The organism is Paenibacillus sp. FSL R7-0340 (assembly GCF_038002205.1).
In the GTDB taxonomy this organism is placed as follows: Bacteria; Bacillota; Bacilli; order Paenibacillales; family Paenibacillaceae; genus Paenibacillus; species Paenibacillus polymyxa_B.
Genome location: NZ_JBBOBY010000002.1, coordinates 76,665 through 99,266, shown reverse-complemented (window position 1 = coordinate 99,266; position 22,602 = coordinate 76,665). Strand labels below are relative to the sequence as shown.

Sequence of the window (22,602 nt, the reverse complement as noted above, 5' to 3'; positions counted from 1 at the left end):
ATTCACAAATCTTCTTAGAAGCTACCTTTTACAACAACTTCAGACAGTGGGAAACGTCCTGATGGACGTGCTGGTACTTGTGCCTTACCTACGCTAATAAGCAGGGTTGGCAGGTAACGTGCCGGAATATTGAATTGCTCGATCAATTGTGCTGGAATGAAACCGCCCATTGCGCAAGTGTCGTAGCCCAGAGATTTAGCAGCCAGCATAATGTTTTGTGCTGCAAAAGCAGAGTTCAGGATGGCGGCATCGCGAGCTACTTGCGGGTTTTGGTACGCGCCGTTGATTTGACCTACCAATGCGTCACGGATTTCCGCTGGCAGTGCGCCTGCTTCTACCGCTTGATCATAAATGACGGTGTTACGGTTTGCTTCCAAATCACCCAATACAGCAATCGTAACGGAACTTTCCACTACTTGACCCTGATTGTAGGCGATAGGTAGCAATTTTTGCTTGTCCGCTTCGCTTTCGATGACAAGGAATTTCCAATGTTGAAGGTTCCAAGCGGAAGGAGCTTCTATCGCGGCAGTCAAAATAGCCTCCAAATCTTCCTCTGGCAATTTAAAATCCTTAACATAGCTCTTTACCGCGTGTCTTTCACTAATAGTAGATAGAGTTTCATTTTTTGGACTGCTCGACATTCTAGGCACTCTCCTAATTTCTTAATATATATCTAACTTGAATCCTCATTAACTTCCCAAACTACTGCAATTATAAAAATGATAGTGAATGATGTCAATATGTTTAAGTATGACCCTGCACTCAAAATACAGTACAATACGGATAAAGACATGCATATCGGCATATGCCTGCCGATGGGACAAGACACGGGTGAGTTCATTTTGTTCTCATTTGAATTAAAAAAGGAGCGTTACTATGATTGGATCGTTTAAAAAAACGGATATTGCTTTGTTTGCCGCCTGGGTTGTAGCTTGTGTGGCAACTTTGGGCAGTCTGTATCTCAGCGAGATTTTGGGGTATGAGCCTTGTAAGCTGTGCTGGTTTCAGCGCATTCTGATGTATCCCCTGACCCTTCTGCTCGGAATTGCATATTTTCGAGGAGATTCGGGGATACGTCGTTACGTCATGCCGTTGGCTATCATTGGAGGCGCGATTTCGGCCTATCATTTTATCATTCAGCGCATCCATGCAGCCGCCAAAGCAGCTGCGCAAACTTCAACTTCCTGCGGCAGAGTATCCTGTGAACAGGATTACCTGAACTGGTTCGATTTTATCACCATTCCTTTTCTCGCACTGATCGCCTTTATCCTTATTATTGCAGCCATGGGTTATATCATGCGTCAGGAGAAAAAATCAGCTCAAGGAGAGGTACAAGCAAAGGAACTCGCATAAGTATGAAAGAGACCTAATTATAGGACCCGTTACCACCAAGAGGCGTATAATCCGCTTGCCCAAGGAAAGACTGTAACTAAATATATCCATTGCATATGTGCTATAATGTAAAAGGTTTGCAGTCTGTCCAATAACGCTTATATTCCTTATAGAGGGGGCCAGTCCATGTTTCATATTAGCACCCCATTGCTGCAATATGGCGCAACCTTCGGTATGATCTTAATCGCTATATCGGCTATTTTCATCCGTATGAAGACAGGTCATCGCCCGATTAATGCCAAAAAAATCATCATCCCACCGCTCGGCATGAGCACCGGTTTTATGATGTTTGTGGTGCCGGAAGTACGGGTTCCCTGGCTTTGGGCGCTAGGCGCTTTTCTGGTCGGCTGGTTTATTTTTTCTTACCCGTTGATCCGCAGCACCAAATTTGAATTGCAAGAAGGGCTGGTTTTCGTGCAACGCTCACGTACCTTCTTTTTTATCCTGATCAGCCTGCTGATCATCCGATTGCTGTTGCATGAATTTATTCAGCATTACATTACCATTCCGCAGACAGCAGGGCTATTTTTCATCCTAGCCTTCGGGACCTTGTTACACTGGCGGCTTCGTATGTATTTCCAATATCGTCAGTTCGTTCCGAACGAGGCGGAAGTTCGCATCTGACAAACAGGTTTTTAACATGCATGCTCGCATGTTGCTGTATAGACCAAAAAGACACGTTCTCCTAACAGGAGCCGTGTCTTTTTGGTCTTTTAGTCTATCAGGTCTACATTATGCATTCCGGGAAAAAGGAGCTACTCGATTGCGTCCCTCTGTCTTCGCAGTGTACAGCATTCGATCTGCCTGAACATGCCTGGGACTGGAACGGACATGCAGCGGATGCTTATAGAAAAAGAGACCGTCCTCTGGACAGCCCCTTTTTCTGTAACATGTCTAGCTCATTCAACCCGTTAGTCTGTATGCTACCGATGGATGCCTGCTTTATTGCTGGGTCAAAATAATCGGACCCTCTGCTGTAATGGCCAGCGTATGCTCGTATTGCGCAGACAAGCCGCCGTCCAACGTGCGTGCGGTCCAGCCGTCGGCATCAATTTTACTGCGGTATGTGCCTGTGTTGAGCATCGGCTCAATTGTAATGACCATGCCCTCTTTTAAGCGTGGTCCACGGTGCGGCGGTCCGTAATGTGGAACCTGCGGTTGCTCATGCATCTCTTCCCCGATGCCGTGCCCAATAAATTCGCGTACGACCGAGAAGCCTTCCGCTTCCGCGTAGGTTTGTATCGCATGGGAAATATCTCCGATCCGGTTACCGATAACAGCTTGCTCAATCCCTTTATACAGTGATTCCTTGGTAACGTCCAGCAGCTTTTGCGCCTGCTCAGACACATTACCTACCGCATACGACCAAGCGGAATCTGCCAGCCAGCCATTCAGATTCACAACCATGTCGATCGTCACGATGTCCCCGTCCTTCAACGGTGTCTTATTCGGAAAGCCGTGGCAAATCACATCGTTAGGTGAGCCACATGTTGCAAACTGGTAGCCGTTATAGCCCTTTTGCTCCGGTGTTGCGCCATGCTTCTTCATAAAGGATTCTGCGAAAGCGTCGATTTCCAGTGTCGTAATGCCTGGCTTGATCATTTTGGCAATTTCCCGGTGGCAAGCAGCCAAAATGTCTCCAGCTTTTTTCATATTTTCAATTTGTTCTTTGGTTTTAATGATAATCATTAAACGGTCTCCTTCTTTTCCGTGTTCGTTCCACTTTTCACTGCTTCTTTTTTCTGCTTCTATTGTAACGCTAAAAGCAGCGAAATGGAACCGATGTCAACTGACACCGTTTACAAGGATCTTAAACGGGGTATATAATACTCCATAACTTGTATACCAGTATGCAAAATTATTTCCAAGATAGGAGTATCCTATGAAATATCCAACAACCTGGTTACAGGGCGCATCGCTTGGGGAAAGGATTGCTTGTGAACTCCGGCTTCAGATTATACGGGGCATTCAGACGCCAGGTACTGTGCTATCTGAGAATCAGATTGGTGCCGATTTTGGTACCAGTCGTTCTCCGGTGCGTGAAGCCTTGAAGGCACTCTCGGGCGAAGGACTGATCCGTTTGGAGCGCATGGGGGCGGTTGTCGTCGGCATGACACCCGGTGATATGGAGGAGCTATTCGATGTGCGAATGCTGATTGAGCATTTTGTTGTACAAAGGTATGTACATAGTGATAATGCCACATTGGTGACTGTTCTGAATCAGATGATTGACAAAATGGAAGTCGCTCTCAAGTACAGAGATGTTGTTGAATTTTCTCTTCAGGATTTTAATTTTCATGAGGCTCTGGTTCTGGAAGCAGGCCATACCCGTATTCTTCATACCTGGAACGGTATGAGACAGTTAATCCTGACGGTCATGTTAGCTGCGACAGAACAACGATTTGCGTCCAACATCGAAGAATCACAAGTCACGATTCACAAACATCGAACCTTTGCAAACGCTTTAAATCAAGGGAATGCTCAGGAGTTGTCGGGATTTATTGAGGATCATTACCGAGATACCCGCAACGCGGTTAACGACAGCGTCCTGTCTCCCTACAGAAAGACATCGTCCTAGCCGCAACATGCGTGACAAAGAGCCGATGTACCGCGCTTCATGCGTTTCTTGCTGGCGCGGTTCTCTTTTACATTAAAGTTGTCGACAAGTATACATTTAACTACACATATAAGAATAAGGAGGCATACCTTCATGAACACATTATTCGGCTTAAGCCATAACGCGTCCCTGCTCATATGGGCGCTAGTTACCGTCATTCTTTTGATTTTGCTGATTGCCAAATTCAAATGGAATCCCTTCGTTTCACTGCTGCTTTCGTCGGTATTTCTCGGACTGGTTAACGGGATGCCGGGACATGAAGTTACTGCCTCCATCACCAAGGGGCTCGGCAGTACGCTCGGCTCCATCGCCATCGTGATCGGTTTAGGCACCATGCTCGGTAAAATGATGGCAGAATCCGGCGGTGCCGAACGCATCGCGACCACACTGATGGATCGTTTTGGTGAAAAACGCGTTCATTGGGCGATGATGATTGTAGGCTTTATCGTGGGTATTCCAGTATTTTTTGAGGTTGGTATTATTTTATTAATTCCCATTCTGTTCACGGTTGCCCGTAAAATGAATATGTCTCTGCTGAAAATCGGTATTCCGATGCTGGCAGGACTATCGACGGTACACGGCCTTTTGCCACCCCACCCGGCTCCGATGATCGCGATTGAAGCCTTTAACGCCAATATTGGACGCACGATAGGATATGCACTCATCGTGGGCATCCCATCCGCCATTATTGCGGGCCCGGTCTTCGGCGCTTGGATTGGCAAAAGAATCATGGTCAGACCTTCCGAGAGGCTGGACGAGCAGTTCAGAAATACGACGGGACGTTCGTTGCCTCCTTTTTGGATTACTTTGTTCACCATTTTGTTGCCTGTTATTCTAATGCTTAGCGGATCAGTCGCTGAAATCGTAGACCCGGCCAATACACATCCGCTCACTGTATTTTTCAAATTCATTGGTGATGAGGTTATGGCATTGCTGATTGCGGCTGTGTTCTCTTTTTTCTCGCTAGGCTATGCACGTGGTCTAAAGAAAGAGGACTTGTCCCGTTTTACCAGTGAATGTCTGGCACCAACAGCCTCTATTATCTTAATTATCGGGAGCGGCGGTGCATTTAAAACGGTATTGATCGACAGCGGTGTAGGTCAGGCCATTGCAGCGGTCGCTACAGGAGCCCATATGAATGTGATTGTATTTGCTTTTCTGGTCGCTGCGCTCATTCGTGTAGCCACTGGATCAGCGACAGTCGCGATGACGACAGGCTCCGGTATTGTCGCACCTGTGCTGGCACTTACTCCCGGCGCGAATGTCGAACTGGTCGTCCTTGCTACAGGAGCCGGGTCGCTGATCTTGTCTCATGTGAATGACGCCGGTTTTTGGATGATTAAAGAGTTTTTCAATATGACGGTTCCGCAGACTCTAAAATCATGGACCGTTATGGAAACCATCCTCTCCCTGGTTGCTTTCGGTTTGATTATGCTGCTGAGTGTGTTAATTTAACGATAATGAGCTAATAACGGTAAGTGAAGGGGAGATTGAATATGACAGACACCCGATATATGATCGGCGTCGATATCGGCACAACCAGTACCAAAGCGGTGCTTTTCGAAGAAAACGGCAATATTGCCGCCCAGCACCATGTGGGCTATCCGCTCCATACACCTGAGCCGGATGCGGCAGAACAGGACCCGGAAGATATTTTCAAAGCTGTCGTAACGACGGTGCAAGAGATCATGAAACAAAGCGGAGTGTCAGCCGAGCATGTGCTGTTCGTCTCCTTTAGTTCGGCCATGCACAGTGTACTGGCGGTGGATAAGAACGGCAAACCGCTGACCGCCTCCATCACTTGGGCAGATAACCGTAGCGCCAAATGGGCCGAAGCGCTCAAACATGAATACAACGGACACGACATTTACTTACGTACCGGAACGCCCATTCATCCCATGTCACCGCTAACGAAACTGATGTGGATTACACGGGATTTACCGGATATTGCGGCCCAGACGTATAAATTCATTTCCATTAAGGAGTACGTTTTTGCCCGGTTATTCCACCAATATGTCGTGGACCACTCGATTGCCTCTGCAACCGGACTTATGAATTTGCAGCAGCTGGACTGGGATGAGGAAGCACTGCACATTGCAGGTGTGACGAAGGAGCAGCTATCCGAGCTGGTGCCGACAACTCATGTGCTCAAAGGGCTGGATGAGACCTATGCGCATGACATGGGTCTACTGAAGACGACTCCTTTTGTAATCGGGGCCAGCGATGGTGTCTTGTCCAACCTCGGTGTGAATGCGATCAAACCTGGAGTTGTCGCGGTTACCATCGGCACCAGCGGAGCCATCCGTACCGTAGTTGATAAGCCGCTCACGGATGCCAAAGGGCGCTTTTTCTGTTACGCCTTAACCGAAAAGCTGTGGGTCATCGGCGGCCCGGTGAACAATGGAGGTATAGTCTTCCGCTGGATCCGGGATGAATTTGCAGCCTCCGAGGTGGAAACGGCCAAACGACTGGGACTTGATCCATATCATGTGCTGACCCAAATTGCGGAACAGGTACGTCCTGGCTCCGACGGTCTGCTCTTTCTTCCGTACTTATCCGGTGAACGTGCGCCCCTGTGGGACCCAAATGCTCGCGGCTCCTTCTTCGGTCTGTCCCTGCGTCACAAAAAAGAGCATATGATTCGCGCCGCTCTGGAGGGTGTGCTGTTCAATTTGTATACCGTCATGCTCGCCATGGAAGAAGTCATCGACAGACCGTCAGTCATTCACGCCACTGGTGGATTTGCACGCTCGGAGCTATGGAGACAGCTCATGGCGGATATTTTCGATCAGGAAGTCATTATCCCCGAAAGTCTGGAAAGCTCATGTCTGGGCGCAGCTATTCTGGGCTTGTACGCGCTGGGACGGATTGATTCGCTGGATGCTGTGTCCGGTATGATCGGTACCACTCACCAGCACAAACCTGTAGCAGAACACGTGGATATTTATCGCGATTTACTACCGATTTATATCCGCATTTCACGTAAATTCGAAGAAGAGTTCAAGGATATTGCGGAATTTCAGGCCAAGTCCCTACAATCTTAAATTAGTGGAACCTGTTCTAACGCTGCTGCGTATTACCTTTTTATAAAAACCTGTCTATGTCAGTTGGGCAGGGTAAGAAGGAGGATTAGACGATGCTTAAACAATTACTGCACCGCCTGCTACATTCCACCTCTCATTCTCATAAGCGGCGATACAGCAGCTCAGACCGTTATTACGAACGTGAACGTAAACACCATTCTTCTTCAGACGGTTACAAGAATAGCCACAATGGGCACCGATATTACAAAGATAAACGCCGTCATTACTCCAGTTCTTAGCCAAACAACAAGAAGTAGCGACGGAATAGAGCGTACCACAAGAAGCATGCCACAGGCTCCTTCAAACCCTATAAAGCGAAGACCCTTCTCATCTCAAGGGCCTTCGCTTTATTGTTGTGCGCCCTTCGTTATGCAGGGCAACATCTGTGCATTTTACAGGAAATCGGTTATGACCGAAATTACAGAAACAGGGTTTTAGAGATGATCACCAGCAAAATAAACAGAACCAGAATCGCTCCTACAGAGGTCCATGCTCCTACGCCGCAACCCATACCGCCTACTCCACACATATGACTCATTTACAACACTCCCTTCGCTCATTTACAGAATCATTGTATGTAGACCTGGTCAAATGCGTAAGGGGGGCATTCCCCCATTTTTGCGGCGAATGCCTGTTTATTTTTAGGGACTATCTATGGGTTAATCTCAAGCAGCAACAATGCTTCCTCCAGCTCTTGCATAAACTGTCGGCTATTCTCATAACGTGGCCGAATCTGAAAAAGACGCTCCAGCATATGACGCACAGGTGAACTCAGTTTCAATTCTTCCTGCCAGCTTGCTGGCGGTTGATCCGGCTGAGGCTCGTAACTGCTATACAGCATAAAAAGCATTAAATGTCCGACATCGTACAAATCGCTGTAGACGGCGACATCCTGTCGCTCGGGTGCGCGCTTTTCCAGCGTGGATTCGGTAAATACATCCTCCTGTCGCTCTCCCACCGCCAGAGCAAGACCAAAGTCGATCAGGTAAGGCTTCCCCTCGCGGTGAATCACATTGGGAATGCGGATATCCCGATGGATATAGCCCCGTTCATGCACATACAGAACTCGCTCCATTAACTCCAAAATGTAGACAACGCATTCCTGTTCTGTAAAGGAACGCTCCTGTTCGAATATAAGTTCCTCCAACGTCATGCCGGAGATGTATTCCATGACCACAACTATTCCGTTCGAATGCTCGACACTTTCGAGTAGCTTCGGAATATAAGGGTGTTCCATCTGCCGCATAATATGAGCCTCGCGCTGCAATAGCTGAACTGCCTTCGCCCGTTTGCTCGGTCTGGGCATTTTCACTGCCACCTCTTGTCCGCTGTGCCGATCCAGACAGAGGTAGGTTAGACCATAGCTCCCCATGCCTAAAAGCGAACGAACATCATAACGTCCGCTCAGTAAATCGCCAGGCTGTTTCGGATAGTCCATCCATGATTCATATGCGTTCCGCAACCAAGCAAACATATTTATATCCTTTCCTCTACATGCCGCAGCAACGTTTCTTATGCGGCTTGTTCTCGTATTCTTATATTCCGTTATTATACCATCCACGATAAAAGACCATCAGAACCGGGAAGGTCTGATGGTCTTTATCAAAAAAGATGCTGGTTATGCCTCTCTGCGTCTGCGCGGTGTCAGACCAAGCCAGGACAACAACGAACCGCGCGATTTGCGTTGCCTGCCCTGGTAGGTACGCAAATTCGTAATTAACTGCCGGTCTCGTTCCTCGTCAACCTTTTCTTTCATCCAGCGTTTTTGATCCTCCAGTTGGTTAGACAGGCTGATATTCTTTTCCACCAAACGGCTGTGCTCTGCTTCCAACTCCTCCAAACGGCTCCGCATTTCCAACAAAGCGTTTTGCACCATGTCCTGCATCTGCGCCAGTTCCTGTGGCTCTACGGACTCCTGCGTTTGTACGGATACAGGTGCTTGTTCCAATCTATACTCAATGGTAGATGCCAAAGTCTGGAACTCCTCCTGCGACTGTAGCTGCATCATGGGTTCCTCTGACAGTTCCTGAGCATTCATTTCATCCTGTAACTCTGTCAGTTCAACCGTAGCAGCAGCTTGCGCCTGCATGACCGTCTCTTCCCTGCCCTCAGCCGCCGCCATTATTTCTTCCCAGGTTGCGGTCAGTGACTCAGCATCCGAGATGGGTGGCAAGCGGAATTCCTCATCCTCCATTTGAAAGGGAGCGGTCACTCTCTCAAGCACCACCTGAACCGCCTGCTCCATCGTCATATGCTGTTCACGCAATGCCCACCGCATCACCTTCAAGCACTCAACATCCTCAGCACTGAACATTCTCGATTGATTCGCGGAACGCTGAAACACATACCCTTGCTCCTCCAGCGCCGCTGCATATTTACGAAGGGTACTCGCCCCGATTCCCAACTGCTTTGCTGCTTCCGTTGTCGATTTGCTTTCTTCCATTTAATCATTACCTCCCCGGATGGTATGGAAAGAAATTAGCTTGTATATGTAGAATTCGCGAAATCCATTGGAAACCCTTTGGCAAAAATGTTCTAATATTGCAGACTGCTAAGAACCTTTGTCATAACGGAATATTTGTAGAAATACAAGAAACGACATTGTAAGAGAATACTTTCGTTTTATGTACCCTTCAGACTCTTTAAAGAGCGTCACATAAATGTCACACTTTCATGATTTCTATGGCACCATTCCTTCCATCAACATGGTCCATGTTATAATTTATACAGCGGTCACCTTAAATATAAATTGAAACGTCCTCTCCTACCTTCCAGTAAAAGTATTGATAATTTACGTTCATTCTACAATTAATCCTAGAAAGACACCTCTATTTACAGTTCATTTTTAATTTTCCAGAATGGAGACAAAAAAATGGATATTTTCAAAAGATCAGCAATATGTTATGTTATGTAACGTAAAATGGATTTCAGGCATAATTTGTAGCATATTAACGTTCGCTGGAACGAGGAGGCAACATAGATGAAGGGGAAGGCAAGGAAAGTAGCTATTGTCGGCGCGGGAATGGTCGGTTCGAGCTGTGCCTACTCAATGGTTAATCAGTCCATTTGTGATGAGATCATGATGATTGACCGCACGTATGATCGGGCTTTGGCCCATGCACTGGATCTGTCCCATTGTATGGATTTTACGTCCACACGTACCAAGGTACGTGCAGGCACGTATGCAGACTGCACGGATATGGACGTTGTGATTATAACGGCTGGAGCCAACCCTAAACCGGGTCAAGACCGCCTATCTGTGCTGGATGACGCAGTGCTTATTACCAGAGAGATTGTAACAGCGATTATGGAGGGTGGCTTCGACGGTATATTCGTCATTGCCGCTAATCCTGTCGACATTGTAACGTATATGGTACAAAGTATATCCGGTCTGCCACGCAACAAGGTGATCGGCACGGGCACCTCCATTGACTCATCGCGACTCAAGACGTTGCTTTCTGAGGTGTTTTCCATAGATCCGCGCAGCGTACAAGGATATGCGCTTGGCGAGCATGGCGAATCCCAATTCGTTGCCTGGTCACACGTCACGATTGGTGGTAAGCCACTCTTGCACATTTTGCGTCAGCATAAGGAACGATTCAGCCACGTCGATCTGGACGACATTGCCCGTAAAACTCGGGATGCAGGCTGGGAGATCTTCACCCGCAAAGGCGCCACTTATTTTGGTATTGCCAATGCGCTGGCATACATTACACGTTCCATTTTAAATGATGATGGTAAAATTATAGCGGTCTCTGCTGTATTGGACGGCGAGTACGGGCACACCGATGTCTGCACGGGCGTTCCGGCAATTATCGGCAGCAGAGGAATTCAAGAGGTCATCGAGCTGGAGCTAAGTCCGGAGGAACAAGCGAAGTTCGACGCCTCTTGCCACCTTATCAGCAATAATATTCGTGCCATTTCAGGCCTAGTGTAAACCAATAGAGTAAGCATCTTATTCAGAACACGAACCTGTAGCACAGCAAAAAAAGCTCCTTACCCTAATTTAGGATAAGGAGCTTTTTGCAGTCCTCGTATTCCGCACTATATCTCTTTATAACGAAATACTGTCAGTCCCGCTAACGTAAATACGACAAAGCTACCTATTATAACCATCAACAGTGTGTCAGTTGGCACCATGAACGCCCCAAAGTTGTCTCTTCCACTCGGCATCATCGCCAATAAAGGCTGTGTCCATGGATAGTACGGACCGTAGGTTTGAGAATTGGCGACCAGAATATTTGGCACGGTGAAGACGAAATTCAACGCAAGCGGTGCAGCAAAGCTGGACCACAGGAAGGACACCATCAACTGCAACGCAGCCAGCGGCAGGCAGGCTACCCAGCCGGCGAGCAAACTTTGAGCGATCACGGCCCATGGAATCGGTCCGTTCATACCCTGCACAGCTCCAACACCCAGCAACGCTCCTCCGAACAGTAGCTGGGTCAATCCGACCATAGCCATAATGATGGTCAGCTTGGCCGCATACAGACTCGTGCGGGACAATGGCAATGACATCAGCTGCTTCCAACCGCCGCCCCCATGCTCGAATCGGCAGACCAGAGATGCAAATACGGCGGTCAGCATCGGCATGAACAGCAGCGCATGAACTGTAAGCATGGCAGACAACAACACCTGCCAATTCCCTCCCGGGTTTGCCAGCAAACCAATCAGGACGGCAATCGCCGGGCTGACGAGCGCAAGGAGCCAGACGGGCGATTTCGCCATTTTCATACGTTCAACAGAAAGCAGCCGTACATATCCTCCGAACATTACGCCACATCCTTTCGGCTAAAATGGGCCGCTGTCAGCAGGCTGAGAAGCACACCCGTTCCGCACCCGACGGACGCAAACATCCACGCTTGAGGTGCAACCCATGCGAATTGAGGCCAGGCCAACGGAAACCATTCGGACAGCTGTGAAGCAAACAAGCTGCCGATGCCTAACGTAATGCCCAGTGTTACAGGCAGAGCCTGATTATGGAACGTGACCGTTAACCACAACAATAATACGAGCATAGGCAGCGTGCCGCCTAAAGGCCAAAATCCAAGCCGCAGTAATTCTCCAATCGGCGCCGGCTCTCCCACGAAGCCGAGTAGCATGCCCAACACCCACGTCCCTACCGTCAGGAGTACACAGGACACACACAGCATCCCGATCGCCAGCGTCAGCTTGGCCATATAGACGCTGAATTTGGAAATCGGCAAGGCCAGTAGCTGCTTCCAGGAATTAGACATATGCTCCACATTCGCCAACATGGAAGCGACCATGGTGGCTCCTAACACCAGCGCAAGGGGGACAAACATAGCGATGTTATCCATCAAGGATTCCCACAAATGGCCCTTGTATCGCGGAATCAGATAGTCATAGCGGAGTCCAAAGTTCAGCGCCTGCATCGCCACCAGCCCAAGGGGACCGAGAAACACCAGGAACCAGATTCCCTTTCTGCGTGCTTTGAGCAGATCCGCCGTGAGCGCCCGCAGCATCATAAGGAAGTTCCTCCTTTGCCCACCACTTGCATGAACATATCCTCCAGCGATTTGCGGCGTTCCTCCACACGGTATACGGCATGCGTATTTTCGACCAATCTTCTGACCAGCAGCGCAACAGCCGCATCATTCATGTTCTCGAAATCCAGCGCCGAGCCGTCCTTCACCGAATGATACCCCTGCTCACGCGCAATCAATTGGGCTGCTTCCGGTTCCGACACTACAATCCGAATTCCTCCCGCAGATTCCTGACGGAGATTATGAATCGTATTTTGAAAGACCAGCTCTCCTTCACGGATAATACCCACAGTATTCGCCATATGCTCTACCTCGCTCAACAGATGGCTGGATACCAGCACGGTGATCCCCCGTTGCTTGGGCATCGCCTGAATCAATGTGCGCATTTCCTGAATACCCTCCGGGTCCAAACCATTCGTAGGCTCATCCAAAATGAGCACTTCAGGATTCCCAAGCAGGGCTGCTGCAATACCCAGTCTCTGCTTCATGCCCAGGGAGTAGCCTTTGACTGGACGTTTGGCATGCTTGGTCAGTCGGACGACCTCCAACACTTCCGCAATGTTTTGCTTGGGTACATTCAAAATACGGCGAATGGCCTCCAGATTTTCAATTGCGTTCAAATGACCATAATACGAAGGATACTCCACCAACGAGCCGACTTTACGCAAGATATCGAGCTTATGTCTGCGAATATCTTTGCCGAATATACGGATCGTTCCTCGAGTTGGGCGAATAAGTCCAAGCAGCATGCGGATCGTTGTCGTTTTCCCCGCTCCATTGGGACCCAGAAATCCGTAAATATCTCCTCGAGCTATTTTCAGGTCCAGCTGATTAACCGCCGCGCGGCCTTTGTATATTTTGCTGAGACTGTTCGTTTCAATAATGTATTCGTTCAAGTTCCTCACCTCGACACCTATCGTAACGTGCCAAGTTTAAAGCCAAGGGAACTCTGAGTTTAAGTTTTGTTTAAAAAACGAATTCTTGTCCCGGCTGATGAACTGAAAATCTCCCTCTCCAAATTCATTTCGCGAGCCAGCAGTTCTGTAATCGCCAAACCAATCCCTGCCCCTTTTTCACTGGACTGTTGCTCCATACCGGGCCCTTTATCTGTGATAACCAATGCCTCTGTCCCATTATCTTTCTGTACTTGAACACCGATAAATCGGCCTGAGGCAGCATGGCGAACTACATTTTGAAAGAGATTGTCCAGCAGACGACGGAAGCCTTGCTCATCGACATTCCACACCATACTATGTTCGGGCAGGTCGATATCCACTTCAAAGCCCTCCTTTTCCCACACCGGATACCAGCTGGCTACACACTCCCGCACTAGCCGCAGGATATCACGTGGTGTGTTATTCATAGTGTATTTTCCACTAGCTAGCAGATTATAGGTGAGCAGATTGTCGATCAGACTCCCAAGGTCTTTTAGCTTGTTTTCCATCAGTGTAATCGACTGTTTCCCTCTGCTGCTCAGATTTTCACCATCTAGTGTATACAGATGGCTACGCACGACCGTAAGCGGCGTTCGAATATCGTGTGACAGATCCGCGACCAGTCTCTTCCGCAGCTCTTCCTCCTGACGCTCACGTCCCCGACTCTCGGCCAACTGCTCGACCATCTGATTAAATGCTTCCTCCAGCTTGCCGATTTCATCCGGGCGTCCAGTGGTAACAAGAATAGGCAAGCCATCCTCTCCTCGCTGCGACATGGCGGCCTGAAGCTGCAACAGTCTTCGCCGAATGCCTCCAAAAAACAGAAGAGATACGAATATAAAAGTGCCCAGAATCAATACGATAAAAAAGAGATAGTACATCAACATGCTACTATCTGTAGGTGGCTGTTCAAAGAACGAACGAGGCACTTTTAACACCATATAGCCCTGATTCACATCATTCTTGCCCCCGCCAATAAAGGCTACTACCGTAAACGGCCCCTCATAGCTTGCTTGCTTCATAAATTCTATAGCCTGCGCAGCGTTCCATTGTTTTGGCATGTTAGGTTGTGTCGGTAACTCCAACCTTGTTTTACCTGCGGGATCCACCCAAAATATTTGTGAGTTAGGGAACATATCTTGTTGTATTTTGCGCAGATGGGCTGAGATTTGCTCTGGTGTGGCTCCCTTCAAAGCTACAGCTTCGCGATGCCAGCTATTTTCGGTATGGGTAGTAGAGGGATAGTAAGCATTTTTAGGCTTGAGCTCCGCCCCCCAATTCAATAACACGCTATATATCAAGGCTGTAGCAGGCAACACAATGGGCAACAGCATCATAGCAACCACAATAATGACCAGATAACGGAACAACAGTGAACTGCGAAACCGACCTCCCTGACCTGGCCTAGAGCTGGGGTACAGCCTCCTCCAATCCTTGCGCGTCCTGCTCATTATGCTTTCACCCGATATCCTACACCACGGATCGTCTCAATGATGCGGGGTGTCGCGGGATCGATCTCCAGCTTTTCGCGAAGGTGTCGGATGTGGACCATTAAAGTTTTGTCTCCGTCAATATATGGATCTCCCCACACTGCTTCATACATTTGCTCTTTTGTCATAATTTGGCCCAAATGCCGCAGCAAATAAGCAAAAATGTGATATTGCTTGCCTGTCAGTGTAATTTCCTCCCCGGTATCACGGTTCACAATACGGTTATCAGGAGAGAACACCGAGAGATGCCCCAGTTGTAAGGATTCTTCGGGCACGGTTCCCGAACGGCGCAGCAAAATCTCCATACGTGCTATGAGCTCGTCCGGGTGAAAGGGCTTGGTTACATAATCGTCGGCGAAATCCAGTCCTTGCAGCTTATCGTCAATGGATGTACGTGCAGACAACATGAGAATGGGAAGCTCCGGGTACTCTTTCTTGAGCCGCTTCCCCATGGTGAATCCATCCAGACCGGGTAACATCACATCCAAAATCACGAGTTGGCACGTACGGGCTGCTTCCACAGCCCCCTCCCCGCTGCGAAGCCATACTACAGCGTAATTCCGCTCTTCCAAATACTGATGCGTCCAAGCACCAATATCCTGGTCATCTTCGATGTATAACACATTTGTTTTCATCATGGGCACCTACTTATCGTTTTTCTTTTATGTAATGGGCATTATAGCATTTATGGTACATGACCCACTTAAAAAGGTTAATAACTACCTTATACGACATACGCTTCACATTTTCAAATTTGAATGCTCTTGAAAAAAGGAGGCCTACCCGATGCTGCTGGAAGCGATATACCATCACCCGAAACGCAATTGGGCTTTTGGTTATAATGATGAAACGATATTTCTACGGCTACGTGCGAAGAAAAATGACCTGAATACCGTTCATGCTCTCACCGGAGATAAATACGATTGGGACCGCACTAGACAGCTTGTTCCGATGTCCAAATTCGCTACCGATGGCAGGTTTGATTACTATGAATGCAGCGTAAAACCTACTCACCGTCGGCTGAAATATGGATTTTTGCTAGAAGACGGTGAGGAACGTATTTGGGTGAACGAGGACGACTTTACTACCCAGGAACCCCAAAATGCAGATAAACTGTTCCAATATCCGTTTTTGAACCCGATTGATATTCTGAAGCCACCTGCATGGGTGAAGGATGCTGTATTTTATCAGATTTTCCCGGAACGTTTTGCGAACGGTGACCCCTCCATCAGCCCAGAAGGTGCAGAGACATGGGGCGGAACGCCACAAAGAGACAATTTTTTCGGTGGCGATCTACAGGGGATTCTGGATCACCTGGATCACTTGAACGAGCTAGGGATTAACGCCATATATATGACCCCTGTCTTCAAGGCAACGACCAATCATAAATATGATACAGAGGATTATATGGAGGTGGACCCGCATTTCGGGGACAAAAAGACATTAAAAAAACTGGTCGATGCCTGCCACGAACGAGGAATTCGTGTGCTGCTTGACGCGGTATTCAACCATTCAGGGCGTACGTTTAAACCGTTCGTTGACGTGCAGGAAAAAGGCGAAGCCTCGCCTTACAAGGACTGGTTCCATGTACATAGCTTTCCCTTGGAAGTGGTGGATGGCACACCGACGTACGATACATTCGGGCTGGAACCAATGATGCCCAAGCTGAACACCGAACATCCTGAGGTGAAAAAGTACCTGCTGGATGTAGCAAAACATTGGATCGAAGAAATCGGCATCGATGGTTGGCGGTTGGATGTGGCAGACGAGGTGGATCACGCCTTTTGGCGGGAATTCCGTACTACGGTCAAGCAGGCCAATCCGGATGCGTACATTTTGGGTGAAATGTGGAATGAATCGTCTGAATGGCTTCAGGGGGACCAATTCGATGCAACGATGAATTATCCGTTCACCTACGCGGTGAATGATTTTTTCGTCAAAAAAGTGACCGATGCCCAAAGCTTTGCCTTCGCCATCGGACGACAGCTGGCCCGCTATCCGCAGCAAGCATCCGAGGTTGCCTTCAATCTGCTGGATAGCCACGACACACCACGCCTGCTGACACTGTGCGGGGATGACAAGCGGCTGATGCGACTGGCCGCCCTGTTCCAGTTCACGTACATGGGCGCACCCTGCATCTATTACGGCGATGAGATCGGCCTGGATGGAGATGCCGATCCAGGCTGCCGCAAGTGCATGGAGTGGGACACCGACAAGCAGGACCGCGAGCTGTTCGACTTTTACCGCGAACTGATTGCGCTTCGTAAGGGGCACCCGGTCCTCCGTGATCAGGGAAGCATCACCTTTCTGGAGGCACAGCCAGAGGGTACCTCACTTGCCTACGAGCGCCGCAGCGAGGAAGAAGTAATGCTCGTGCTGCTCAATCGTTCCGATGAGGATCACGTTTTTGAACTGGACATTCCTGAGCAGGAATGGCAATTAGCTTTTGGCGAAAGCCAGTGGTCCAAAGGAGCGAAGGGGTTGCACGCCAAGCTTCCACCCTACGGATACGCTGTACTGAAGGCAGCACCTGCTCGGTCAGTAAAACCTGCTTAAGAGGACGATGTCAAGACGGGAAGCAAGGCATCCGCCTATATAGGCGGATGCTGATGAAGGTACCTGCCGAATAACGGCAAAAAAAGCGAGACCACCGGGAACAAGATGTTTACTTGTTCCTGATGGTCTCTTTACGTCGAATAAGAACTTCTATCCAAGCCGTTTATTTATTTTTAACATCTGTTCTTACTACCCCAACATCCGAAGCATTGATCGAAATGGGGTTACCGCCTTGTCCTGTCTGAGCTGAAGAAGATTGTCTGACGACCACCGAAACTCTTTTATTCTTAAATCCAGTTCGTCTTGTTCTCCCCAATGCAATACCTCCTTAAATATATACGTGAGTTCCTTAAACCTCTCAATTACGACTCAACCGTGAAGAGATATGCTATATGAATATGCCACTGTAGAAAACAGGTAGCGGCGAATAGCGGATCATAGAGAAAAGAGGCTCGGTGATTCACACAAAAAAACGAAATTTCCATCCATGCAAAAAACCGCTCCAAGGAGATACCTTGAAGCGGTTTTTTAGCGCTACCTGAGCCAGTAGAGCAGTTTACGCAGGTAGCGTCTGTGTTTTCAATTGCACGTACAACTGGTGCGTCACCTGCTGCGGCTCAATACCCAACTCATCTTCCAGTATTCTGACGAAGCTTTCATAATGCTTTTGAGCAGCGGTATAATCGCCCAGTTGGGCATAGGCGGTCAGCAGCAGACCGCAGATATCGTCTGAGTACGGCTCCCGTTGCTGGAGGCTGAGTAAGCGCTGAACAGACTGCCGGGTACGACCTGAGCGAAGCTCGTCTCTCGCCAGCTCCGAAGCACATGCCAGATACATACTGCGCAGCTTCTCCCTTTTTGCATACGCCCACGGGTAATCGTACTCCTCCAGATAGTTGCCACGGTATAGAGCCAACAGGCTCTCAATACGCGGCGTACCGCCGCTACCGGATGCAGCCCATTCGGATATTCCCCGCTCGAATAGCTCCACATCTGTAATCCAGCCATTGCGGTTCAAGCGGTAGCGATCCAGATTGTATTCCAGCTTCGTATCTTGCATCCGTTCTTTCAATGCCTTGCGGATTTGGTAAATGGACGTGTGCAGGTGAACAACAGCCTTGTCCAAATGATATTCAGGCCATAGCGCATCCAGCAATTGTTCTTTGCTCACCCATTCCCCTTCATGGTGTAGTAAAAAGGAAAATAGCTCCTGTGACTTTAATGTGCGCCATTTGAAGGGTTTCGCTCCTACGGCTTCCTGTCCATCCTCCAAAATTTCAAGCTTTTGAAAACAACGTACCTTGGGGGATTGCTCTGCTGCAACTCCCAAGCTGGAAGAACGGGGATCAGCCAGCGTGGCTGCAATCCGATCTAACGTTTTGGATAGCCGCCGGGCATGAACGGGCTTTAGCAAATAATCCAGTGCTTGCAGCTCGAACGCTTCAATAGCATATTCCGAGTACGCGGTCACAAAGACGATATGAATATGGGAATCCAGCTGTTGAATCCACTCGGCGGCCTCCAGACCATTCATCTCTGGCATTCCGATATCTATAAAAACAATATCCGCACGTTCTACCGCCAGATGATCCAGCCCTGCTTGTGCAGACGTATATTTGCCCATTACCGTTAACCGTCCGTCCGCCTCCAGCAACCGTTCCAAGTAGGTTAATGCCGACCGCTCATCATCAATCAAAATCGCCTTCATTTGTGTCTGTACTCCCTTCCTGCTGCAACCATCCATCATGATGCTCTATTTACATGCTATCTGCTTTATCCTTACAATTTTTAATTCCTTATATTTTATATATCGTATCATCGCGGACGCGACATTAGCTTTTCCGACAAATGTACTGTACTTTTTTTATTCATCGGTATTCCGGGGCGAGATCGTTTCCGGCACACGGAAGCTTACCGTCGTCCCTTGCATTGAATTACTTTCAATCCGCAATCCTTCTCCATACATATGGATAAGACGGCGATGGATATTCCGCAGTCCCACGCTGGAAGATACATGATCCTCCGACAACAGCTGTTCCAGTCGCTCGGACGGAATCCCTACGCCGTCATCGGTCACGCTGACTACAAAATCGGTTCCATCCTCCTGCACAACCACTCGCACGGTTCCACCTGTTGCCCGTTGCATCACACCATGTCGTATCGCATTTTCCACGATGGGCTGAATGCTTAATGGCGGGATAAGCGACCGGATGTTCCTTCCTACCTCTACGGTCACCTGCAAACGTTCTTCAAATCGTGCTTTTTCCAGTGCCACATACGATTCTACCAATTCCAGCTCCTTGGATAACGGTACCGTATTCTCCCTGTTCTGAAAATCAAAACTGCCCCGCAAATACTGACTCAGCTCCATGAGCAGCTCCGCTGCTTTATCCGGGTCTACGGCTACGGTCGATACAATAACATTCAATGCATTGTACAGAAAATGCGGCTTGATTTGTGCCTGTAAAAAGGCCATTTCCGAACGCACCGCTTCCTCCGCCGAATGACGCATGTTCAACAGCGTGCGCACACGCGCCTTTAATTCCTCAGCATCAACAGGCTTACGTAGAAAATCATTAGCTCCCGCCATAAAACCCGCGCGGATATCGCCGGGCAGGTCGCGTGCCGTCAGCAGCAACACTGGTAGCTCGGACAGGGAATACCGTTCCCGTATCCGTCGGCACAGCTCAATACCGGACATTTCCGGCATCATCCAATCCGTAATGACTAGGTCAAATCGGGTACGGCCATTCAGCATGTGAAGTGCCTCCTCGGCATGATCCACTGCCACCACGCTACAACCTGTGGTATATAATAGCTCCTCCAGCACCCGAAGATTAACCTCATCATCATCCACAGCCAGCACTTTGTAGGGAACAGTCTGAACTTGCTCTTGGGCATCCTCTTCATGCGGAATCACATTCTGACCCGACGTCACGCCAGGCTGCAATATAACCGCAGACGAAACATCTTTTTGAGCTTCATGTGCCAACGTTCCGGTCTGCGCCAAGGGTAGTGTAAAATAAAAGGTCGAACCCTTGCCCAATCTAGATTCTACCCGGATATGACCACCATGCAACTCCACCAGGCGACGGACTATTCCTAATCCAAGCCCTGTCCCACTGTATCCTTCATCCTCAGCATTCGCCCCTCGGTTAAAAGGTTCAAATATATGCGAAAGATGCTCCTGGGCAATACCGGACCCGGTATCCTTCACACTGATTTCCATTTCGCGGTTCCCCGCTTTGGCAGAGATTACGATTTCGCCTTCCTCCGTAAATTTCACCGCATTACCCAACAAATTGTACAAAATCTGAATCAGCCGATCCTCATCCGCATCCACCTTGGGTAACGAATTGGGCCATTCTTTGACGAATTGCAGCTTTTTCTTACCCACCGTATGACCCAATACCTCCAGCACGGAATTTACAGCTGCCTGTACATTAACAGGCCGGCGATTTAAGGCTAATCTTCCATTTTTCAAATTAGAAAAATCCAGAATATCGTTAATTAAATAAGAAAGTCTGCGTCCTACATTCGCAATCAAGGACAAGTTGTGCTTTTGCGGCTCATTGAATTGTGCCCCGTAACGGTCTAGCATGGATTGAGCGATATTAATAATTCCATGTAGAGGAGTGCGCAACTCATGTGACGTGTTCGCCAGGAATTCGTCCTTTAACCCATCCAGTGTTAGCAACCGTCGTGACAGGTTCTCAACCTCCATAAACGAATGTACAAAACGTTTGGCCAGCAGAAGCGTTTGAGCCAATACGAATATGAGCATTTCATAGGCTGTCACCCCGCGCACATCTCCCCAGCCCAAAATATACACAAAACTAGTCACTACAATCATAAGTATGCTCATAATACTAATGACTAGCAGTGCAGCGTCATCCGTCCGTTGAAGAAGTCCACGAATCAAGATCAGTAATACATATCCCACACTGACTACGCCAAAAAGAAGAATAAACGCTTCAAAGGATGAGAGTATCAGTGTAGGCAACATTAGCCCCATACCTAGCATCAGTGCGGTTGTAATATTATAGAGGCGCAGCACGATCCGATTCATAACAATCTGCGTCGAAAGATGAACATACCGGATCAAAAAATAGTAGAACAGCGTTGAAGAGAACGACTGTATTTTCAGTATCCATTCATAAGGTAAGTCCGGTATTCCCCAGACCAGCAGCTTTTCTCCATGTGTCAGAATGTAAAATAAAGCCGCGATGCAAAAGCATCCTAAGTAAAGCAATGCCTTCTCCTTTTTACGTAAAAGATACAGCATGATAAAAAATACGGTAGGCATAAAAAAACCCGCTATCAGTACGGTGTCCTCTGCCATTGCAACTTCCCGGCTATGCGTAATACTCTCGTAATCCCCAAATAACAATGGGTAAATGATCCCACCGGAGGAATAACTATAATTAGCCACATGCACGGTAATATCTACCGATTGTCCATCTACCGCTGCAAATCCAACATAAGGAGCATTGCCCTGCTTGCCTTTGTCGGCAGAAACAGAGGGAATACCACTCGCTCCTACCTCTGCTCCGTCAATCCATACTCGGCTGGAACTCCGAATGTTTTGCATATAGATGCCGTACAGATTTTCCGCTTTTTCAGGCAACAGGATACGAATATGATAGGTTCCATATCCGGTCGCCTGTCCCTCAGGCATCCACTGATTCCATCTACCAGGCACATCCACAATCTTGGTAGAATATCCCGTTTCCATCCCCAATTCTGAAGAACTCTGATGATTTACCCAATCCTTATCTTGCAATTCATGAAAGGCTGAAGGTTGCACAAGCTGGTTGGGGTAAAATTCCCACTCCCCTCCCAGCTGTACAGGGCCTTCCTTTTCGGGATGCCAATTACGCAAATTTATAACGCCGTTATGAGCTTTCCAATGACTGTTTCCAGATAATACACCCGACACCAACGGATACACCGGCAACGCAACCGCAAGCAGAAGTATAATAAAAAATAAAACACCCTGTTTTTTCATAAATCCCCCGCTCT

General features: G+C 48.4%; 22 protein-coding genes. 9 read left to right on the top strand and 13 right to left on the bottom strand.

Translation table 11 applies throughout. The features are described 5' to 3' along the window. Positions 1-14: 14 nt before the first annotated feature. Positions 15-641: a nitroreductase family protein gene (locus MKX59_RS23310; protein ID WP_023986738.1), complete on the bottom strand. Its 627-nt coding sequence runs from the start codon at positions 639-641 to the stop codon at positions 15-17. Between the two features lie 99 nt (positions 642-740). Between MKX59_RS23310 and MKX59_RS23305 the strand changes: the two genes are divergently transcribed. From MKX59_RS23305 to MKX59_RS23295, 3 genes are all read left to right on the top strand, one after another. Further along, positions 741-893, top strand: a complete 153-nt coding sequence (locus tag MKX59_RS23305; RefSeq protein ID WP_023986737.1) for a hypothetical protein — start codon at positions 741-743, stop codon at positions 891-893. Continuing rightward, the gene (locus MKX59_RS23300) at positions 877-1,353 is read left to right on the top strand and encodes a disulfide oxidoreductase (protein ID WP_053324504.1); all 477 of its coding nucleotides are present in this window, start codon (positions 877-879) and stop codon (positions 1,351-1,353) included. The genes MKX59_RS23305 and MKX59_RS23300 overlap by 17 nt, the downstream gene beginning before the upstream one ends. A 165-nt stretch (positions 1,354-1,518) precedes the next feature. Continuing rightward, positions 1,519-2,016, top strand: a complete 498-nt coding sequence (locus tag MKX59_RS23295; protein WP_023986735.1) for a CcdC family protein — start codon at positions 1,519-1,521, stop codon at positions 2,014-2,016. Positions 2,017-2,334: 318 nt separating this feature from the next. Here MKX59_RS23295 and map read toward each other — a convergent pair whose 3' ends face one another. Continuing rightward, positions 2,335-3,081 carry a type I methionyl aminopeptidase gene (map, locus tag MKX59_RS23290; protein WP_013308498.1) on the bottom strand — a complete coding sequence of 249 codons (747 nt, stop codon included), beginning with the start codon at positions 3,079-3,081 and terminating at the stop codon, positions 2,335-2,337. A gap of 193 nt (positions 3,082-3,274) precedes the next feature. Between map and MKX59_RS23285 the strand changes: the two genes are divergently transcribed. The 4 genes from MKX59_RS23285 (at position 3,275) to MKX59_RS23270 (ending at position 7,331) form a co-directional block, all read left to right on the top strand. Then, positions 3,275-3,970 (top strand): GntR family transcriptional regulator, encoded by a 696-nt coding sequence (locus tag MKX59_RS23285; RefSeq protein WP_028541192.1) that lies wholly within the window; start codon positions 3,275-3,277, stop codon positions 3,968-3,970. Positions 3,971-4,102: 132 nt separating this feature from the next. Continuing rightward, on the top strand, positions 4,103-5,464 hold the full coding sequence (locus MKX59_RS23280) for a GntP family permease (protein WP_028541193.1): 1,362 nt from the start codon (positions 4,103-4,105) through the stop codon (positions 5,462-5,464). A 41-nt stretch (positions 5,465-5,505) separates the two neighbouring features. Continuing rightward, entirely contained in the window at positions 5,506-7,053 is a 1,548-nt protein-coding gene (gene gntK, locus MKX59_RS23275) for a gluconokinase (protein ID WP_028541194.1), read from the top strand. 92 nt (positions 7,054-7,145) lie between these two features. Next, positions 7,146-7,331, top strand: coding sequence for a hypothetical protein (locus MKX59_RS23270; RefSeq protein WP_071559410.1), 186 nt, complete (start codon positions 7,146-7,148; stop codon positions 7,329-7,331). A 179-nt stretch (positions 7,332-7,510) separates the two neighbouring features. Here the strand turns inward: MKX59_RS23270 and MKX59_RS23265 are convergent, their stop codons facing one another. From MKX59_RS23265 to MKX59_RS23255, 3 genes are all read right to left on the bottom strand, one after another. After that, the gene (locus MKX59_RS23265) at positions 7,511-7,630 is read right to left on the bottom strand and encodes a hypothetical protein (RefSeq protein ID WP_013369112.1); all 120 of its coding nucleotides are present in this window, start codon (positions 7,628-7,630) and stop codon (positions 7,511-7,513) included. 114 nt (positions 7,631-7,744) lie between these two features. After that, positions 7,745-8,566: a serine/threonine protein kinase gene (locus MKX59_RS23260; RefSeq protein ID WP_340859026.1), complete on the bottom strand. Its 822-nt coding sequence runs from the start codon at positions 8,564-8,566 to the stop codon at positions 7,745-7,747. A gap of 144 nt (positions 8,567-8,710) precedes the next feature. Next, positions 8,711-9,535: a MerR family transcriptional regulator gene (locus MKX59_RS23255; RefSeq protein ID WP_069080456.1), complete on the bottom strand. Its 825-nt coding sequence runs from the start codon at positions 9,533-9,535 to the stop codon at positions 8,711-8,713. 537 nt (positions 9,536-10,072) lie between these two features. Between MKX59_RS23255 and MKX59_RS23250 the strand changes: the two genes are divergently transcribed. Further along, positions 10,073-11,029, top strand: coding sequence for an L-lactate dehydrogenase (locus tag MKX59_RS23250; RefSeq protein WP_023986728.1), 957 nt, complete (start codon positions 10,073-10,075; stop codon positions 11,027-11,029). Between the two features lie 107 nt (positions 11,030-11,136). Here the strand turns inward: MKX59_RS23250 and MKX59_RS23245 are convergent, their stop codons facing one another. The 5 genes from MKX59_RS23245 to MKX59_RS23225 are packed head-to-tail and all read right to left on the bottom strand — an operon-like array spanning position 11,137 to position 15,659. After that, a complete protein-coding gene (locus tag MKX59_RS23245) occupies positions 11,137-11,865 on the bottom strand; it encodes an ABC transporter permease (protein WP_340859025.1) in 729 nt (242 codons plus the stop codon). Beyond that, complete coding sequence (locus tag MKX59_RS23240) at positions 11,865-12,581, bottom strand: ABC transporter permease (protein WP_340859024.1); 717 nt, start codon at positions 12,579-12,581, stop codon at positions 11,865-11,867. Before MKX59_RS23240 ends, MKX59_RS23245 begins: the two co-directional genes overlap by 1 nt. After that, a complete protein-coding gene (locus tag MKX59_RS23235) occupies positions 12,578-13,495 on the bottom strand; it encodes an ABC transporter ATP-binding protein (protein WP_023986725.1) in 918 nt (305 codons plus the stop codon). Before MKX59_RS23235 ends, MKX59_RS23240 begins: the two co-directional genes overlap by 4 nt. A 59-nt stretch (positions 13,496-13,554) precedes the next feature. Continuing rightward, positions 13,555-14,985, bottom strand: a complete 1,431-nt coding sequence (locus tag MKX59_RS23230; RefSeq protein WP_340859023.1) for a sensor histidine kinase — start codon at positions 14,983-14,985, stop codon at positions 13,555-13,557. Further along, positions 14,985-15,659 (bottom strand): response regulator transcription factor, encoded by a 675-nt coding sequence (locus MKX59_RS23225; RefSeq protein WP_023986723.1) that lies wholly within the window; start codon positions 15,657-15,659, stop codon positions 14,985-14,987. The genes MKX59_RS23230 and MKX59_RS23225 overlap by 1 nt, the downstream gene beginning before the upstream one ends. Before the next feature lie 151 nt (positions 15,660-15,810). Here MKX59_RS23225 and MKX59_RS23220 point away from each other — a divergent pair, with 151 nt between their 5' ends. Next, entirely contained in the window at positions 15,811-17,580 is a 1,770-nt protein-coding gene (locus MKX59_RS23220) for an alpha-glycosidase (RefSeq protein ID WP_340859022.1), read from the top strand. Between the two features lie 163 nt (positions 17,581-17,743). Here the strand turns inward: MKX59_RS23220 and MKX59_RS23215 are convergent, their stop codons facing one another. From MKX59_RS23215 to MKX59_RS23205, 3 genes are all read right to left on the bottom strand, one after another. Next, entirely contained in the window at positions 17,744-17,896 is a 153-nt protein-coding gene (locus MKX59_RS23215) for a hypothetical protein (protein ID WP_167348614.1), read from the bottom strand. Positions 17,897-18,136: 240 nt separating this feature from the next. After that, positions 18,137-19,288 (bottom strand): response regulator, encoded by a 1,152-nt coding sequence (locus MKX59_RS23210; protein ID WP_023986721.1) that lies wholly within the window; start codon positions 19,286-19,288, stop codon positions 18,137-18,139. A 156-nt stretch (positions 19,289-19,444) separates the two neighbouring features. Beyond that, positions 19,445-22,588, bottom strand: coding sequence for an ATP-binding protein (locus MKX59_RS23205; protein WP_076265152.1), 3,144 nt, complete (start codon positions 22,586-22,588; stop codon positions 19,445-19,447). Between the last annotated feature and the right edge of the window lie 14 nt (positions 22,589-22,602).

Excerpts from the sequence above, each read along its gene's own strand:
- MKX59_RS23310 (WP_023986738.1), bottom strand. The coding sequence starts at position 641 with ATGTCGAGCAGTCCAAAAAATGAAACTCTATCTACTATTAGTGAAAGA.
- MKX59_RS23305 (WP_023986737.1), top strand. The coding sequence starts at position 741 with ATGTTTAAGTATGACCCTGCACTCAAAATACAGTACAATACGGATAAA.
- MKX59_RS23300 (WP_053324504.1), top strand. The coding sequence starts at position 877 with ATGATTGGATCGTTTAAAAAAACGGATATTGCTTTGTTTGCCGCCTGG.
- MKX59_RS23295 (WP_023986735.1), top strand. The coding sequence starts at position 1,519 with ATGTTTCATATTAGCACCCCATTGCTGCAATATGGCGCAACCTTCGGT.
- map (WP_013308498.1), bottom strand. The coding sequence starts at position 3,081 with ATGATTATCATTAAAACCAAAGAACAAATTGAAAATATGAAAAAAGCT.
- MKX59_RS23285 (WP_028541192.1), top strand. The coding sequence starts at position 3,275 with ATGAAATATCCAACAACCTGGTTACAGGGCGCATCGCTTGGGGAAAGG.
- MKX59_RS23280 (WP_028541193.1), top strand. The coding sequence starts at position 4,103 with ATGAACACATTATTCGGCTTAAGCCATAACGCGTCCCTGCTCATATGG.
- gntK (WP_028541194.1), top strand. The coding sequence starts at position 5,506 with ATGACAGACACCCGATATATGATCGGCGTCGATATCGGCACAACCAGT.
- MKX59_RS23270 (WP_071559410.1), top strand. The coding sequence starts at position 7,146 with ATGCTTAAACAATTACTGCACCGCCTGCTACATTCCACCTCTCATTCT.
- MKX59_RS23265 (WP_013369112.1), bottom strand. The coding sequence starts at position 7,630 with ATGAGTCATATGTGTGGAGTAGGCGGTATGGGTTGCGGCGTAGGAGCA.
- MKX59_RS23260 (WP_340859026.1), bottom strand. The coding sequence starts at position 8,566 with ATGTTTGCTTGGTTGCGGAACGCATATGAATCATGGATGGACTATCCG.
- MKX59_RS23255 (WP_069080456.1), bottom strand. The coding sequence starts at position 9,535 with ATGGAAGAAAGCAAATCGACAACGGAAGCAGCAAAGCAGTTGGGAATC.
- MKX59_RS23250 (WP_023986728.1), top strand. The coding sequence starts at position 10,073 with ATGAAGGGGAAGGCAAGGAAAGTAGCTATTGTCGGCGCGGGAATGGTC.
- MKX59_RS23245 (WP_340859025.1), bottom strand. The coding sequence starts at position 11,865 with ATGTTCGGAGGATATGTACGGCTGCTTTCTGTTGAACGTATGAAAATG.
- MKX59_RS23240 (WP_340859024.1), bottom strand. The coding sequence starts at position 12,581 with ATGATGCTGCGGGCGCTCACGGCGGATCTGCTCAAAGCACGCAGAAAG.
- MKX59_RS23230 (WP_340859023.1), bottom strand. The coding sequence starts at position 14,985 with ATGAGCAGGACGCGCAAGGATTGGAGGAGGCTGTACCCCAGCTCTAGG.
- MKX59_RS23225 (WP_023986723.1), bottom strand. The coding sequence starts at position 15,659 with ATGAAAACAAATGTGTTATACATCGAAGATGACCAGGATATTGGTGCT.
- MKX59_RS23220 (WP_340859022.1), top strand. The coding sequence starts at position 15,811 with ATGCTGCTGGAAGCGATATACCATCACCCGAAACGCAATTGGGCTTTT.
- MKX59_RS23210 (WP_023986721.1), bottom strand. The coding sequence starts at position 19,288 with ATGAAGGCGATTTTGATTGATGATGAGCGGTCGGCATTAACCTACTTG.
- MKX59_RS23205 (WP_076265152.1), bottom strand. The coding sequence starts at position 22,588 with ATGAAAAAACAGGGTGTTTTATTTTTTATTATACTTCTGCTTGCGGTT.